Annotated in this window: 13 protein-coding genes; 5 read left to right on the top strand and 8 right to left on the bottom strand. The window is 68.3% G+C overall.

Annotated features, from left to right (window positions below; translation table 11 throughout):
- Positions 1 to 23: 23 nt before the first annotated feature.
- The gene (locus ACMT1E_RS10045) at positions 24 to 434 is read right to left on the bottom strand and encodes a hypothetical protein (RefSeq protein WP_414900021.1); all 411 of its coding nucleotides are present in this window, start codon (positions 432 to 434) and stop codon (positions 24 to 26) included.
- Positions 431 to 856 (bottom strand): TIGR01244 family sulfur transferase, encoded by a 426-nt coding sequence (locus tag ACMT1E_RS10040; RefSeq protein WP_414900020.1) that lies wholly within the window; start codon positions 854 to 856, stop codon positions 431 to 433. The genes ACMT1E_RS10045 and ACMT1E_RS10040 overlap by 4 nt, the downstream gene beginning before the upstream one ends.
- A gap of 203 nt (positions 857 to 1,059) precedes the next feature.
- Between ACMT1E_RS10040 and ACMT1E_RS10035 the strand changes: the two genes are divergently transcribed.
- Complete coding sequence (locus ACMT1E_RS10035) at positions 1,060 to 3,480, top strand: TonB-dependent receptor (protein WP_414900019.1); 2,421 nt, start codon at positions 1,060 to 1,062, stop codon at positions 3,478 to 3,480.
- Between the two features lie 64 nt (positions 3,481 to 3,544).
- On the opposite strand, the gene ACMT1E_RS10030 is transcribed toward ACMT1E_RS10035, so the two are convergent.
- Positions 3,545 to 4,114, bottom strand: coding sequence for a PEPxxWA-CTERM sorting domain-containing protein (locus ACMT1E_RS10030; RefSeq protein ID WP_414900018.1), 570 nt, complete (start codon positions 4,112 to 4,114; stop codon positions 3,545 to 3,547).
- Positions 4,115 to 4,426: 312 nt separating this feature from the next.
- Between ACMT1E_RS10030 and gdhA the strand changes: the two genes are divergently transcribed.
- On the top strand, positions 4,427 to 5,776 hold the full coding sequence (gene gdhA, locus ACMT1E_RS10025) for an NADP-specific glutamate dehydrogenase (protein WP_414900017.1): 1,350 nt from the start codon (positions 4,427 to 4,429) through the stop codon (positions 5,774 to 5,776).
- 28 nt (positions 5,777 to 5,804) lie between these two features.
- Here the strand turns inward: gdhA and recQ are convergent, their stop codons facing one another.
- On the bottom strand, positions 5,805 to 7,580 hold the full coding sequence (gene recQ, locus ACMT1E_RS10020) for a DNA helicase RecQ (RefSeq protein ID WP_414900016.1): 1,776 nt from the start codon (positions 7,578 to 7,580) through the stop codon (positions 5,805 to 5,807).
- 156 nt (positions 7,581 to 7,736) lie between these two features.
- Between recQ and ACMT1E_RS10015 the strand changes: the two genes are divergently transcribed.
- Positions 7,737 to 7,964 carry a hypothetical protein gene (locus ACMT1E_RS10015; protein ID WP_414900015.1) on the top strand — a complete coding sequence of 76 codons (228 nt, stop codon included), beginning with the start codon at positions 7,737 to 7,739 and terminating at the stop codon, positions 7,962 to 7,964.
- Entirely contained in the window at positions 7,961 to 8,584 is a 624-nt protein-coding gene (locus ACMT1E_RS10010) for a GNAT family N-acetyltransferase (protein WP_414900014.1), read from the top strand. Before ACMT1E_RS10015 ends, ACMT1E_RS10010 begins: the two co-directional genes overlap by 4 nt.
- Positions 8,585 to 8,612: 28 nt before the next feature.
- Here ACMT1E_RS10010 and ACMT1E_RS10005 read toward each other — a convergent pair whose 3' ends face one another.
- The 3 genes from ACMT1E_RS10005 to ACMT1E_RS09995 all read right to left on the bottom strand — a co-directional run bounded on the left by ACMT1E_RS10005 (position 8,613) and on the right by ACMT1E_RS09995 (position 12,890).
- Positions 8,613 to 10,418, bottom strand: coding sequence for an ABCB family ABC transporter ATP-binding protein/permease (locus tag ACMT1E_RS10005; RefSeq protein WP_414900013.1), 1,806 nt, complete (start codon positions 10,416 to 10,418; stop codon positions 8,613 to 8,615).
- Positions 10,419 to 10,523: 105 nt separating this feature from the next.
- Positions 10,524 to 12,569, bottom strand: coding sequence for a TonB-dependent receptor domain-containing protein (locus ACMT1E_RS10000; RefSeq protein ID WP_414900012.1), 2,046 nt, complete (start codon positions 12,567 to 12,569; stop codon positions 10,524 to 10,526).
- 117 nt (positions 12,570 to 12,686) lie between these two features.
- Positions 12,687 to 12,890, bottom strand: coding sequence for a hypothetical protein (locus ACMT1E_RS09995; protein WP_414900011.1), 204 nt, complete (start codon positions 12,888 to 12,890; stop codon positions 12,687 to 12,689).
- Between the two features lie 104 nt (positions 12,891 to 12,994).
- Between ACMT1E_RS09995 and ACMT1E_RS09990 the strand changes: the two genes are divergently transcribed.
- Positions 12,995 to 14,020 carry an LLM class flavin-dependent oxidoreductase gene (locus ACMT1E_RS09990; protein ID WP_414900010.1) on the top strand — a complete coding sequence of 342 codons (1,026 nt, stop codon included), beginning with the start codon at positions 12,995 to 12,997 and terminating at the stop codon, positions 14,018 to 14,020.
- Here the strand turns inward: ACMT1E_RS09990 and ACMT1E_RS09985 are convergent.
- Positions 14,000 to 14,884, bottom strand: coding sequence for a flagellar motor protein MotB (locus ACMT1E_RS09985; protein ID WP_414900009.1), 885 nt, complete (start codon positions 14,882 to 14,884; stop codon positions 14,000 to 14,002). The two genes, ACMT1E_RS09990 and ACMT1E_RS09985, sit on opposite strands and share 21 nt — an antisense overlap.
- Position 14,885: the final 1 nt, after the last annotated feature.

Here is a 14,885-nt window from a genome sequence, read left to right as displayed (position 1 = left end):
AGGGTACCGCATAGGTTACCGGGTCAAACACAGGCCGCCCCGCCGCTGCTGACAAGAATGTCAACTATATCGCGCGCGGCGGTGGCGTCGGCAAGGGCGAGGGTCACGGCGCCGAAAGGCCGGTCGCCGGTCTCGATGATTATCTTGTTGTTAAGAGTGTTTACGCGAAATTGCTCAGGCAATTTACGAGCGGCGGGTTGGGCGCCGTGGATCTTGAGAACCACCGGCGGGCCGGCGGTGGTGAGGACCAGCGCCGTCTGACCGTCGGTGGCGACGATGCCGCGCAGCGCCACGAAGCCGCTGACATGCGTCTCCGCCAGACGGCAGGCCTCCGCTGCGTCGGCGATCCGGCCGCCGCCGAGACCGAGCAGCCGGGCAAAGGCGGCAAGCCCGAGCACCCCGGCCAGCGAGCCGAGGAGCACCCACGGGTTCACCGTGCGGCCAGCGCCTGAAGCATCGGCGCGATCGGCGCGACGTCATAGCCGGCGCCGGCCGCCTTGCCGGCGATCGTTTCCACCGGATCGCCCGCCTGCGCCCGCGTCAGCGCCCACAGGAAGGTCGAGCGGGTGCCCGACCGGCAATAGGCGAGCACCGGCCCGTCCGCCCCGGCGAGCGCGGCCTGCATCGCGGCGATCTGCGGATGGGAAAAGCCGGCATGGCTGACCGGGATCGCGACATAGCCGATGCCCGCCGCTTCCGCCGCGGCGCGGATCGCGTCGCCGGAGGGCTGGCCCGCCTCTTCCCCGTCGGGGCGGTTGTTGATGATGAGGGTCACGCCCTCCGCCGCCGCCACCGCGACCGCGTCGAGGCTGATCTGCGGCGCGACCAGCAACCCGTCGTCCAACGTCCTGAACATCGCGATACTCCCTGTCTGCGCCGGCTGTAGCGAAAGGATGGCGGCGGGGAAAGCACGCCCGGCCGGCGGCAGGGCGTGGTGCAGAAATGCAACAGGATGGCGCAAATACAATAGCATCCGTTGTCGGAACGGCGCCGCAGTCGTAACGCCAGCCGATCAGTGGGCTGAAAAAGCCCCAGCTATGCATTGATGGAGAGGATGAAATGGGCGGTTCCAACCGATTTAGGGGCGTTCGTCGCGGACTGGTCGCGTCCGCGGCGATGGTGTCGGTCGTTACGCTTGCGTCACCGGCGCTGGCGCAGGGCAGCGGCGCGACTGCGGCAGATTCGCAACAGCCGGACATCATCGTCACCGCGACCAAGCGCGCGTCGTCGATCCAGAACGTGCCGTTTTCAATCAACGCCCAGACCGAGCAGGACATAGAGCGCGCCAATGCGGTGACGCTGGAGGACCTGTCGCGCAACGTCGCCGGGCTTTCGATCCAGAATCTGGGGCCGGGACAGAGCCAGGTGTCGGTGCGCGGCGTGTCCGCCGGGCAGGTTGCCCGCGACCAGCCGGGAGTGAAGGAACAGGTCGGCGTCTACTTGGACGAGTCGGTGATCTCGCTGTCGCTGTTCACCCCCGACCTCGACCTGTTCGACCTGAACCGGATCGAGACGCTGCGCGGACCGCAGGGCACGCTGTTCGGGTCCGGCTCCGTCGGCGGGACGCTGCGCTACATCACCAACCAGCCGAACACCGACCGGGTGGAAGGCAAGGTGGAAGCGAACGTAAACGTCGTCGACGAGAGCGACATCGGCGGATCGCTGAAAGGCGCGGTCAACCTGCCGCTGTCCGAAAAGGCGGCGGTGCGCGCGGTCGGCTATTACACCCGTTACGGCGGCTTCATCGACGCGTTGCAGAATGACGGGTCGGTCAAGAAGAACGTCAACGACGGCTGGCGGGCCGGCGGCCGGCTGGCGGTGCTGCTCCAGCCGAGCGAGGAGGTGTCGATCACCCCGCGCGTCGTTTACCAGAAGATCAGGACCAACGGGTTCAACCGGCAGGAAGTGTTCAACCTCTATGCCAACCCGTACACGACGAGCCGGCCGAAGGTCGATTTCAAGGAGCGGCAGCAGTTCCTGCTGCTCGGCGAGGATTTCGAGGACGAGGTTCTGCTCGCCGACGCGACGATCCAGATCAGCCATGGGCCGGTCGATTTCACGTCGGTCACCAGCTACACCGACCGCAGCATTCTGGTCAGCCGCGACGCCAGCGCGCTGACCGGCAGCGTGTCGGTCGACCTGGGCTTTCCCGACGCCGGCGTGATGCTGCCGTCCAACCTGGTCGACACGACCAAGGTCAAGCAATTCACCCAGGAAATCCGGTTCAGTTCAAACGACGCCGGACCGTTCCAGTGGGTGGCGGGCATGTTCTATTCGAACACCGACCGCCGTTATGCCCAGTTGCTGCCGACGCCGGGGTATGACAGCTACACCGACGCGGTGCTGGGTGCCGGCACCGCCGCCGCTGTTCGCAACGGTTTCGCGCCGGATTCGCCGTACAACGCCGAAATTCCGTACAAGCTGAAGCAGACGGCGGTGTTCGGCGAGGCCAATTACGAGCTGGGCAACCTGACCGCGACCGTCGGTGGCCGTTATTATGCGTTCAACGAGACGCGGCGCTTTACCTCCGGTGGGCTGTTCACCAACCTGGACGACAATCAGGACCGGACGCAGTCCGACGGTTTTTCGCCGCGCTTCCTGCTGAGCTACAAGGCGTCGCCGAACCTGACCTTCAACGCGCAGGCGTCCAAGGGCTTCCGGCTGGGCGGGGTCAACGACCCGCTGAACCTGCCGCTGTGCAGCGGTGGGGCAACCGGGCCGGACGCGCTGACCTTTGGCAACCGCCCGCGTTACGACGACGAGACGCTGTGGAACTACGAGGCGGGGGTGAAGGCGCGGTCCGGCATCTTCACGTTCAACGCCGCCGCCTTCTACACCGACATCAGCAACCTGCAGGTGACGGCGGATGCCGGCAGCTGTTCGTCACGCATCGTGTTCAACGTGCCGAAGGCGCATACCCAGGGCGTCGAGTTCGAGCTGGCGGCGACGCCGGTCACCGGCCTTGACCTGTCGCTGTCGGGCAGCGTCATTCAGGCGGAGTTCGATTCGACGCTGGCGCGGCCGGACGGCAGCGTCATCGAGGGCATTCGCGACGGCAACCGGTTGCCGTCGGTGCCGAAGTTCCAACTGGCGGCGAGCGGCACCTACAGCTTCCCGCTGAACGAGGCGACGGGGACGCGCGGCTATATTTCCGCATCGTTCCAGCATGTCGGCACCCGCTTTACCCAGCCTGGCGACCAGGAGAACAACCCGCGGACCTTCGTCCACGGTCTGCCCTTTGCCGGGATGCCGGCCAATGCGGCGACGACGCTGAACCTGAAGCTGCCCGATTACCAGTTGGTCAACGTCAGCATCGGCGTCGAGTTCGACAACGACCTCGACGTGTCGCTGTACGTCAACAACCTGCTCGACGAGAATGCGCTGCTGTCGTTCGACCGCGAGCGTGGCGGGCGGGCGCGGCTGGGCTTTGCCACCAACCAGCCGAGGACCATCGGCCTGACCGTGCGCAAGGGTTTCTGAGCGCGCGAAGCGAAAAGGACGGGGCCGGCGGTTCTGCCGCCGGCCCCGTTCGTTTGCGTGCGAATCAGGCGTAGCGGACGGTGGTGCGGCGGGTGGCGCGCAACGCCGCGCCGGCAAGGCCGAAGCCGGCGAGCATCAATGCCCAGCTGCCAGGTTCCGGCACGCCGCCGGCGCCGCCGGAGAGCAGCACCGCGCCGGCGCCGTCGATCGTCAGCGTATAGGCGCCGAAAGCGTCGGCGTCGTAACCGGTGGCGACGGCGTAATAGGACGTGCCGGTTGCCAGCGTCGTGACGAACCCGGACAGGCCGAAGCTGGGGTAGTCGTCATTGGTGATGATGACCCCGGCGAGCGGGTCGGCCGGATCGAAACCGCCGGCATAAAGGCCGAGGAAATTGTCCCAGCGGGTGGGGCCGGTGGCATCCATCACGAAATGATAGTCGCCGGCGTCGGACACGGTGAACGCGGTGACCTGATAGCGGACCGCGGTGCCGGCACCGGATAGCACGGTGGGAGGGTTGCCGGCGACCGGCCGGTTGAAGGTCGGCCCGCCGCTGGTATCGCCGGAGACGGTGACCGCATGGGCAGGCGCGGCGACGATGGCCGCGGCCAGGGCGGCGAGAGCAAGGATCTTCATGGACAGCACCCCTTCGTCCTGTACGGCCCGCCTTCGCGACTGAAGCTGCGGGTCCGATCCGCCGGATGTTGTCACTGCGTTAACCATATGAGTCAATCGTTCGCGCGGGCGGTGGACAGGCCGGAACGCGTGTAATTTTATTGCGTTGCAGTATATATTATCGCTGAAAGGGGTGATCATAATCTATTGTATTTAAACATATAATTGTAAAGTTGCGGCCGGAAAGGCGCGGCGACGCCGCATCCCGCGACTTGCGGGAGGGGGGATAAATGGTCCACAGGCGCGACCGAAACGAGCGGTCGGGAGGGATTGTTGGGCAAGATTGATGAAAATCTGCAGCCGGTTCTTGATGAAGTGTTGCGCCGGAATGCGGGCGAGGCCGAGTTCCATCAGGCGGTACACGAAGTGCTGGAAAGCCTGGGCCACGTTATTACCAAACACCCCGACTATGCCAAGCACGCGCTGATCGAGCGGATCTGCGAGCCGGAGCGGCAGATCATCTTTCGCGTGCCGTGGGTCGACGATTCGGGGCAGGTGCAGATCAATCGCGGTTTCCGGGTTCAGTTCAATTCGGCGCTGGGGCCGTACAAGGGCGGCATCCGCTTCCACCCTTCGGTCAACCTGGGCATCATCAAGTTCCTCGGCTTTGAGCAGATATTCAAGAATGCGCTGACCGGCATGCCGATCGGCGGCGGCAAGGGCGGTTCCGATTTCAACCCGCGCGGGCGCTCTGATGGCGAGATCATGCGGTTCTGCCAGACGTTCATGACCGAGCTGCACCGCCATTTGGGCGAATACACCGACGTGCCGGCGGGCGACATTGGCGTCGGCGGGCGCGAGATCGGCTATATGTTCGGCCAGTATAAGCGGTTGAGCAACCGCTATGAGGCGGGCGTGCTGACCGGCAAGGGCCTGGCCTATGGCGGGTCGCGGGCGCGGACCGAGGCGACCGGGTTCGGCCTTGTCTATTTCGTCGAGAAGATGCTGGCGACCAAGGGGTCGGCACTGGCCGGGCGTACCGCGATCGTTTCCGGATCCGGCAACGTCGCGATCTACGCGATCGAAAAGGTCCGCCAGTTCGGCGGCAAGGTGATCGCCTGTTCCGATTCCAACGGCTATGTCCTCGACGAGGACGGCATCGACCTTGCCCTGCTGAAAGAGGTGAAGGAGGTGCGGCGCGGCCGCCTGTCCGACTATGCCGAGCTGCGCAAGGACAAGGCGCGCTATGTCGAGGGCGGCACGATATGGAATGTGCCGTGCGACGTTGCGCTACCCTGCGCCACCCAGAACGAGCTGACCGCCAAGGACGCGCGCAAACTGATCAGCAACGGCGTGATCGTCGTCGCCGAGGGCGCCAACATGCCGTCGACCCCGAAGGCGGTCGAGCTGTTCCAGGAAGCCGCGGTGGCCTTTGCCCCCGGCAAGGCGGCCAATGCCGGCGGCGTCGCCACCTCTGCCCTGGAGATGCAGCAGAACGCGTCGCGCGACAGCTGGAGCTTTGAGCAGACCGAGGCGCGGCTCGCCCAGATCATGCGCGATATCCACGACGATTGCGCGACGACGGCGGAGGAATATGGCGCGCCGGGCAATTACGTATTGGGCGCCAATATCGCCGGTTTCGTCCGCGTCGCCGATGCGATGCTGGCGCTGGGCGTGATCTGAGCCCGGCGACGGGCGGCCGGCGCCGCGGTCAGCCCTGATCGCGGATGACGGCGAGGAACGCGGCGCCGTAGGCGTCGAGTTTGCGTTCGCCGACGCCGGATATGTCCCGCAGCGCATCCAGCGTCGTCGGGCGCGCGGCGGCCATTTCGCGCAGCGTCGCATCGTGGAAGATGACATAGGGCGGCACCTGCGCCTCCGCCGCCAGCGCCCGGCGGCAGGCGCGCAGCGCCTCGAACAGCGGATCGCCGATCGGGTTGGCGTCCGCGCCAGCCGCGCCGCCGCGCCGGCGGCTGCGCTCTCGCTTCGGCGGGACGATGAGCGAAACCGTAGCTTCCCCCTTCAGGATCGCGCGGGCTTCCGGGCCGAATTCCAGTCCGCCATGCGGGTTGGCGCGGAGCGCGTCGCGCAGCAGCAGGGCGCGGGCGACCGGGCGGACCAGTGGTGCTTCGTCGTCGCCGACGATGCCGAACACCGACAGCCCCTCATGCCCGTTCATCAGGCTGCGTTCGTTCGACTTGCCGACCAGCAGGTCGTGGAGATAGCCGGTGCCGAACATCTGGCCGGTGCGGAACACCGCCGACAGGAATTTGCGCGCGACCTGGGTCGCGTCGATCGCGGCGGGCGGGTTGAGGCAGTTGTCGCAATTGCCGCAGCGTTCGCCCGGCTCCTCGCCGAAATGGCGCAGCAGGATGCGGCGGCGGCACCCCGCCGTTTCGACCAGCGCGCCGAGCGCGTCGAGCCGGGCGCGTTCGCTGCCCTGCCGATCCGGCTCTACTTCCGCGATGCGTTGGCGGGCGCGGGCGAAATCCTCCGCCCCCCAGAACAGATGGGCGACGGCCGGATCGCCGTCCCGCCCGGCGCGGCCGGTTTCCTGGTAATATGCCTCGATCGACTTGGGCAGGCCGGCATGGGCGACGAAGCGCACGTCCGGCTTGTCGATGCCCATGCCGAAGGCGACGGTGGCGACCATCACCATGTCTTCCGAGGCGACGAAATCGGCCTGGTTGCGGGCGCGCACCGCCGGGTCCAGCCCGGCATGATAGGGGCGCACCGGGCGGCCGGTGGCGGCGAGCGCGGCGGCCAGCTTCTCCGTGCCGCTGCGCGTCTGGGCGTAGACGATGCCGGGGCCGGGATGATCGCGGAGCAGGCCGGCGATCTGCTGGGTCGTGCCCTGCCGCGGGCTGATCGCGTAGCGGATGTTCGGCCGGTCGAAGCCGGCGACGATCAGCCCGTCGTCCGGCAGGCCGAGCTGGACGAGGATGTCGGCGCGGGTATGCGCGTCCGCCGTCGCGGTCAGCGCAAGGCGGGGGACGGCCGGGAACGCGTCGAGCAGCGGGCGAAGCAGGCGATAGTCGGGCCGGAAATCATGCCCCCATTCGCTGACGCAATGTGCCTCGTCGATCGCGAACAGCGCGACCGGCGCCTGCTGGAGCAGGGCGCGGAACGATTCGCCCGAGGCGCGTTCCGGCGCGGCGTAGAGCAGGTCCAGTTCGCCGGCGCGGAAGCGGGCGATGGTTTCGGCGCGGTTGTCGTCGGCCGAGGTCAGCGCGGCGGCGCGGATGCCGATGGCGGTGGCGGCGCGAAGCTGATCATGCATCAGCGCGATCAGCGGCGAGATGACGATGCAGGTGCCGGGAAGGGCGACGGCGGGAAGCTGATAGCACAGCGACTTGCCGGCGCCGGTCGGCATCACCGCCAAAGTCCGCTGACCGGCGAGGACGCGGTCGATCACCCGCGCCTGCACCCCGCGAAAGTCCGAAAAGCCGAAAGTCTGCTGGAGGATGGCGCGCGGGTCGACAGGCATGGCCGGTCCCATAGCGACGACCGGTGCGCCAAGTCGAGGGCAGGCCGGCGGCGCGCCGTTGCAAGGGTGGTAGCGGACCGGCGCCGGACGTGAGAAGATGGTGGCGGGGCAAAGCGCCCGGCCGGGCCGGGCCAATATGCAACGGAAGATGCGGCCATGGACTGTTCCGACCACGATCCTCCGGCCCGCGAGCTGGCCGAACGGCTGGGCGCGGTCATCGCCCGCTGGGAAACGCGGGCGCGCGCGGCGTTGCCGCCGGCCGACCGGCAATTGCATATCGCCGAGGCGCTGCATTTGCTGACCACCCGTTTTCCGCGCAGCCGCGAGCCGTTGATGCTGTTGCTGGAGGACATGCCCGGCGTGCCGCACCGGGCGCGGCGGTGACCGCGCCGACGGCGACGATCGGCCCGCTGCGGCGCGAGGATGGCGCGGCGCTGATCGCGCTGTACGAAGCGGCGCTGCCGGTTGCCGAGCGCAAGCCGGCGGCGGCGATCCTTGCCTATCCGGGTCGTAACGACCGGCGGGTGATCGGCGCCAGCGCGGCGGACGGGCGGCTGATCGGCTTTGCCATCCTGTACGTTACGCCGCGCGTCGCGCTGCTCGAATATATGGCGACACACCCCGACGCGCGGGGCGGTGGGCTGGGTGGGCGGCTGTTCGCGGCGGCGCTGGCGGCGGCGGACGGGCGGCCGATGCTGATCGAGGTCGATTCGGACCGGGCGGCGGCGGAGGGTGACCCGGCGCGCCGGCGCAAGCGGTTTTACCGCCGTCTGGGCTGCGTCGAGATTGCCGGACTGGCGTATCGCATGCCAGCGCTGAACGCGGCGCGGCCGCCGGCGATGGAGCTGCTGATCCACATGAACGGCCGCGACCGGCCGATCGGCCGCGCCGAACTGGCCGGGTGGCTGACCGCCATCTTCGCCGACGTCTACGCCCAGCCGGCACCGGAGCGGCCGGTGGCGGCGATGCTGGCGGCGCTGGAGGACCCGGTGATGCTGGCCTGAGGCCGGTGCCGGGCGGGCGGTGCGGGGCTTAGGCCGGGACGGTTTCGGCTTCGGCTTGCTGGCGCTGCCACATTTCGGCGTAGAGGCCGGCCTGACGGAGCAGGGAGGCGTGGGTGCCGCGTTCCACGATACGCCCGGTGTCGAGGACGATGATTTCGTCCGCGTCGGCGATGGTCGACAAACGGTGGGCGATGACGACGGTGGTGCGGCCGCGTTCGACCGTCTTGAGCGTCGCCTGAATCTCCGCCTCTGTCCGGCTGTCGAGCGCGCTGGTCGCTTCGTCGAGGATCAGCAGCGGCGGGTTCTTGAGCAAGGTGCGGGCGATGGCGACGCGCTGCTTTTCGCCGCCGGACAGCTTCAGCCCGCGTTCGCCGACGCGGGCGGCGTAGCCGTCGGGCAGGCTGGTGATGAAATCGGCGATCGCGGCGCCGGCGGCGGCCTGTTCCACCGCCGCCTGATCGGCACCCGCACGGCCATAGGCGATGTTGTAGCCGATCGTATCGTTGAACAGCACCGTATCCTGCGGGACGATGCCGATCGCCGCGCGCAAGGACGCCTGGGTGACGGCGCTGATGTCCTGCCCGTCGATCAGGATGCGGCCGGCGGTCGGATCGTAGAAACGGTAGAGCAGGCGGGCGAGGGTGGACTTGCCGGCGCCGGACGGGCCGACGACCGCCAGCGTGCCGCCGGGCGGGATGGCGAAGCTGATCCCCTTCAGGATTTCGCGATCGGCATCGTAGCCGAAATGCACATCGTCGAAGCGGACGGCGCCGGCGGTGACAGCGAGCGGCAGGGCGCCGGGGGCGTCGACCACCTCCGCCGCCGTGTCGATCAGGTCGAACATCGCGGTCATGTCGATCAGGCCCTGGCGGATGGTGCGATAGACCATGCCGAGCAGGTCGAGCGGGCGGAAAAGCTGGGCGAGCAGGGTGTTGACCAGCACGACGTCGCCGACGGTGAAGCGGCCGGTGGACCAACCCCAGACGGTATAGCCCATGGCGCCGGCCATCATCAGGTTGGTGATCGCCGACTGGCCGACGTTCAGCCAGGCGAGCGATGTCTCGTTCTTCACCGCGGCGTCGGCATAGCGTTGGACGGCGCGGGAATAGCGGGCGGCTTCCCGTTCCTCCGCATTGAAATATTTGACCGTTTCGTAATTCAGCAGGGAGTCGACGGCGCGGGCGACGGCGCCGGTGTCGAGATCGTTCATCTCGGCGCGCAGCCGGGTCCGCCAGTCGGTGACGAAGCGGGTGAAGGCGATGTAGGCGACGACCATCACCAGCGTCGCCGCGACCATGCCGGGGCCGAACTTCACCCAGAAGATCGCCGAGACCGCGACCAATTCGATCAGCGTCGGCGCGATGTTGAACAGCAGGAAGTAGAGCATGGTGTCGATGCTCTTGGTGCCGCGTTCGATGACCTTGGTGATCGCGCCGGTGCGGCGTTCCAGATGGAAGCGCAGAGACAGGCCGTGCAGGTGGCGGAAGACATGGGCGGCGAGCCGCGCCGTCGCCTGCTGGCCGACGCGCTCGAAAATCGCGTTGCGCAGATTGTCGAACAGCACCCCGGCGAAGCGGGCGCCGGCATAGGCGACGACCAGCGCGACGGCGATCGCCACCCCCGGTTCCAGCCCCGGCGCCATCCGGTCGATCGCCGCCTTGTAGGCGAAGGGCATCGACAGCGTCACCGCCTTGGCGACCAGCACCAGCAGCAGCGCGGCGACGACGCGGACGCGCAGGCCGGTGTCGTCGGCCGGCCACAGATAGGGCAGGAAGCGGCGGAACGGCACCCAGCCGGGGCGTTCGGCGCTGTCGGTGGGGGGAAGCGGCGGCATGAGCCGCCTATCTAGGGATTGCGGGGCGTGGGTGAAAGGCGGGCGGTGCGCGGTGCATGGCCGGCGCCGCCCGACCGGGTATATATTCTAAGGGAAAATGCGGGGTTAGATGCGGCCGCTGATGCCGAGGGTGAAGACCGGGCCGTAGTAACGGTTGCGGTCTTCGTGGAACGCGACCGGGCCGCCGCGCCGCGCCGCCCAGACGGTGCGGTAGAAGCGTTCGCGCACGTCGCCGACATTGGCGACCGAGGCGCGCATCGTCAGGCCCATCACATTCTTGTTCTCGACGAACAGGCCGAAGATGCCGGGCTGATCGAGCGAGCGCGAATACTGGTCGAGGCGGAAGGTCGGGGCATCGACCCAACTTTCGTAGCTGGCCCCCGCCGCCCAGCGGCTGCCGGGGATGTCCCAGCGCAATTCGGCGGTGACTTCCCGCGAATCGGTGTCGCTGATCCGGCGGGGTAGGCCGGTCAGCGGGTCGTCGACCGAATTGGTCTGGAACAGCGCGTTCACCGTCAGTTTCGCCCCGTTCCAGCCGAGGGGATCGAAGGCGAGGGTGGCGTCGACCTTGATGCCGTATTCGCTGGCGCTGTCGAGATTGCCGGGGGCTTCGCCGGTCGCGCCGATCGGCACCTGATCGACGATGTCGGAGATCAAGGCGCCGAACAGCCGGGCGGTGACCGATCCCCACGGGCCGAGATGGTGGCCGAGCTGGACCTCCCCCTTCCAGCTTTGCGGCGGGCGCAGATCCGGGTTGGCGGCGTTGACGCTGCCGCCGGACAGATCGACCGAGGCGAGGAAGGAGAAGAAGTCGAGCTGGCCGACCTCTCGCGAGACCTTCAGGCTGACGTCGGTGCGCGTGCCCGGCTTCCACGCCAGCGACAGCGAGCCTTTCGGCCGGTAGAAGCTGCGGGTCAGGCCGCCGGCGCCCTGCTGATGAATCCGCGAATATTCGCCGCCGAGCGACGCCTGAAGCCGCAGATTGGCGGCGAGCGGGCGGCCGTGGCTGAGCATGACCTCCCCACGTTTTTCCTCGACCCGGGCGTCTGCGCCGTGGAGCAGCGCGGGGACGAATTCGCCGGATGGGGCCAGGTTTGCCAGTTCCGACGTGTTGTCCAGGGTGTTGAGCGCGCCTTCCGCCGCCACCTGCCAGTCGCCGCCGAGCGCCGCCCAGCCATATTCGCCGCGCAGGATCGATTCTTTCCGATCGGTATCGCGGACATAGCGTTCGCCGCTGTCCGGGCGGCCGTCATGATAGCTGAGCACCACCGGGCTGCGCAGCGGGTTGGCGTGCGACCGGTGCAGGCCGATCAGTTTCAGCCGCCCGCCGGCGAGCGCGAAATCATAGTCGCCGCCGACTTCCCACACGATGTTGCGTTCGCGTTCGAGGAAATGGCGGACGAGGTCGACGCGCGTCGAATCCTCCGTCAGCTTCTTCCAGCCGCGTTCGTAGCTGGCGCTGAGATTGGCGACGGCGCCATCGGGCAGATCGTAGCGCAGCGCGCCGGCCAGTTTCGGTACTTCTTCGTAGACGAACAGCACCTCCGGCCGCCGGTCGGTGACCACGCCGAGCGCGTCGGTTACGGTTTCGATGCCGGCATTGCCCTTGCGGTTGGATTCGTTGCGGAAGCTGAGCGAATAGGCGAGCGGGCCGCTGGCGCCGCCGATCGACACCTCTCCGTCGAGCAGGCGCGGCTTGGTCCGCCGGGCGCGGAATTGCGGGTTCCACGCGAAGCTTCCGGTGACCGCGCCAGCGCTGGTGATGATGTTGGCGACCGGGCCGGCAAGGCCGGGAATGTCCAGCGTCGCGCCGTCGACGATGTCGATCCGGGTAACGCTGGCCGCGGCGATGCGGGCAAGGACGGTTTCGGGATCGTCCGACTTGCTGGCGATGCGGCGGCCGTCGACGACGACGTTTTCGGTCGCCTGGCCGAGACCGCGCCGTTCGCTGTCGCCGGTGCGGATCGTGAAGCCGGGCAGCTGGCGCACCATGTCGAGCGCGGTGCGCGGCGCGAAGCGGGCGAAATCGTCCGGCAGGTAGCTGGTCGCGGCGGCGGGCGGCGGCACGCCCGAATGCGTCTGGGCGAGCGCCGGCGTCGCCGCGCAGGCCAGCAATGCCCCGATGATCCGGTAGTCTCCGCCTGTGCGCATACATACTCCTCCGCCCCGGGCCCTGTGCGCAGCCGAGTCGCGCGAACCGGCGGCTATTCGACGAACGACATGGTGGATCGACGAACGACAGCCGTGCCGGGGCACGAGTGTCGGCCCCTAGGCGTCCTCGCCGGGGGTCTGGATCGGCAGCGCCCAGGCGATCTGGTCGCGCAGCGCCGCTTCCTGATCCGACAGGCCGGCGCGGTGGGCGGCGGCGCGCTTGCGTAGCAGGCGCAGCAGCACCTCTTCGCGCGATTCCGGCTTCCAGCCACCGGCGCGACCGTCGGCCAGCGCCTTGCCGAGATGAAAGGACAGGTCCATGCCGCCTTATTGGCAGCGCGGTGCTGACGAAATGGTAAACGGCCGAAACGAAATCGACGGCAAGCCCCCTTAAACTGTGGCGGCAGCGCCCTATCTTGCCGGGCATGACCACGCCGTTCCGTCTTTCCGTCCTCGACCAGTCGCCGATCGCCGCCGGGTCGACCGCCACCACCGCGCTCGCCAACAGCATCGACCTTGCGCAGACCGCCGACCGGCTGGGCTATCACCGCTACTGGCTGGCCGAACACCACGCCTCGCCGGCGCTGGCCGGGGTGGCGCCGGAGGCGCTGATCGGGCCGATCGCGCTGGCGACGCAGCGGATCAGGGTCGGATCGGGCGGGATCATGCTGCCGCATTATTCGCCGTTCAAGATCGCCGAGACCTTTGCGATGCTTGCCGCGCTGGCGCCGGGGCGGATCGACCTGGGGCTGGGTCGGGCGCCGGGCAGCGACCAGCGCACCGCCTATGCCCTGCAGCGCGACCGCAGCCGGCAGATCCCGCCGAGCGACTTCCCCGATTCCGTCGCCGAGCTGCTCGCCTATCTGGAAGGGACGATGCCCGACGACCATGTGTTCCGCGCGCTGCAGGAGACGATGCCGGTCGGCGGACGGCCGGTGGTGTGGATGCTCGGCAGCTCGCCCGACAGCGCGCGCTGGGCCGGCGAGATGGGGCTGCCCTATTGCATCGCCGATTTCATCAATTCCGACGGTGTGCCGCTGGCCGACCTCTATCGGCGCAGCTTCCGCCCCTCCGCCCGGTTGGCGCAGCCGGAACTGATGGTCGCGACCTGGACGATCGCCGCCGACAGCGGCGAGGAGGCGGAAGCGTTGGCGCTGCCGGCGCGGATGATGTTCGCCCATCTGATCCGCGGCCGGCTGATCGCGGTGCCGACGGTCGACGAGGCGCGCGTCTGGCTGGCGGCGAACCCGGACGGGCCGGGTAAGCGGCGGCGGACGGTGCTGGGCACGCCGGAGGCGGTGCGCGACGGCATCGCGGCGGTGGCGGCGCTGTACGGCGCGGACGAGATGATGCTGGTCAACATCATGCCCGACCATGCGGCGCGGCGGCGCAGCTACGAACTGGCGGCCGCCGCGTTCGGCCTGGTGCCGTCAGCCGCGCCGGTAGAGTAGGGTGATCGACACGCGGCGGTTGCGCGGGTCGGCGCTGTCCTGCGGCACATAGGGTTCGCGGTCGGCGACGCCCTCGATCCGTTCGAAGCGGCCGTCGCCGAGGCCGCCGGCGTGCAGGCGGCGGCGCGTCGCCTCCGCCCGGCCGCTCGACAGCATCCAGTTGTTCATCGCGTTGGGGTTGCCGTAGGGCACGCTGTCGGTGTGGCCGCGGATCGCCAGCTGGTTGGCCATCGGCTGGACGAGATCGGTGATCTGGTCGATCAGCGTCGCGGCGCGCGGGGCGAGCGCGGTGGTGCCGAGCGCGAACATCGAGAAATCGGCATCGTCGATCAGATCGATGCGCAGCCCTTCGCGGGTCTGGGTGAAGCTGACATTCTTGGCGATCTGGCGCAGCTCGGCGCGGCCGGCCATGCGCGCGGTCAGCGTCTGGCGCAGGCGGTTGAACGCGGCGCGATCTTCCTCGATCCGCTTCAGCGAGCCTTGCGGGCCGCTGCCCGCGTCGACGCCGCCGCGCGCGCCGATCGGCACGGTCAACTGGCGCGAGCCGGTCTGTGCCGCCTTGTGCGGATAATTGTCTGCATCGACCAGCGACGAGCCGTTGAGCAGGCCGTTGGAGCCGGCGCTGTTCTGCTTGAACTCGACCAGCGTCGGGCTGAAATAGTCGGCGAGCGCCTTGCGCTGCTTCTCCGTCGTCGCGCCGAGAATCCATAGCAACAGGAAGAACGCCATCATCGCCGTCACGAAATCGGCATAGGCGACCTTCCACGCGCCGCCGTGATGGCCGCCATGTTCGTCGCTGACGATCTTCTTGACGATGATGATCTTCGGCGGCTCGTTCGAGCCGGCCTTTGCCCGTGACGCCACG

The organism is Sphingomonas flavalba (genome assembly GCF_047553045.1).
In the GTDB taxonomy this organism is placed as follows: Bacteria; Pseudomonadota; Alphaproteobacteria; order Sphingomonadales; family Sphingomonadaceae; genus Sphingomonas_L; species Sphingomonas_L flavalba_A.
Note: the sequence above shows the minus strand (reverse complement) of the source record. Positions and strands in the feature narration are given on the sequence as shown.

Bases quoted from the DNA above. Each gene is read 5' to 3' on its own strand.
- ACMT1E_RS10040 (WP_414900020.1), bottom strand. From the start codon at position 856: ATGTTCAGGACGTTGGACGACGGGTTGCTGGTCGCGCCGCAGATCAGC.
- ACMT1E_RS10035 (WP_414900019.1), top strand. From the start codon at position 1,060: ATGGGCGGTTCCAACCGATTTAGGGGCGTTCGTCGCGGACTGGTCGCG.
- ACMT1E_RS10030 (WP_414900018.1), bottom strand. From the start codon at position 4,114: ATGAAGATCCTTGCTCTCGCCGCCCTGGCCGCGGCCATCGTCGCCGCG.
- recQ (WP_414900016.1), bottom strand. From the start codon at position 7,580: ATGCCTGTCGACCCGCGCGCCATCCTCCAGCAGACTTTCGGCTTTTCG.
- ACMT1E_RS10015 (WP_414900015.1), top strand. From the start codon at position 7,737: ATGGACTGTTCCGACCACGATCCTCCGGCCCGCGAGCTGGCCGAACGG.
- ACMT1E_RS10005 (WP_414900013.1), bottom strand. From the start codon at position 10,418: ATGCCGCCGCTTCCCCCCACCGACAGCGCCGAACGCCCCGGCTGGGTG.
- ACMT1E_RS10000 (WP_414900012.1), bottom strand. From the start codon at position 12,569: ATGCGCACAGGCGGAGACTACCGGATCATCGGGGCATTGCTGGCCTGC.
- ACMT1E_RS09995 (WP_414900011.1), bottom strand. From the start codon at position 12,890: ATGGACCTGTCCTTTCATCTCGGCAAGGCGCTGGCCGACGGTCGCGCC.
- ACMT1E_RS09990 (WP_414900010.1), top strand. From the start codon at position 12,995: ATGACCACGCCGTTCCGTCTTTCCGTCCTCGACCAGTCGCCGATCGCC.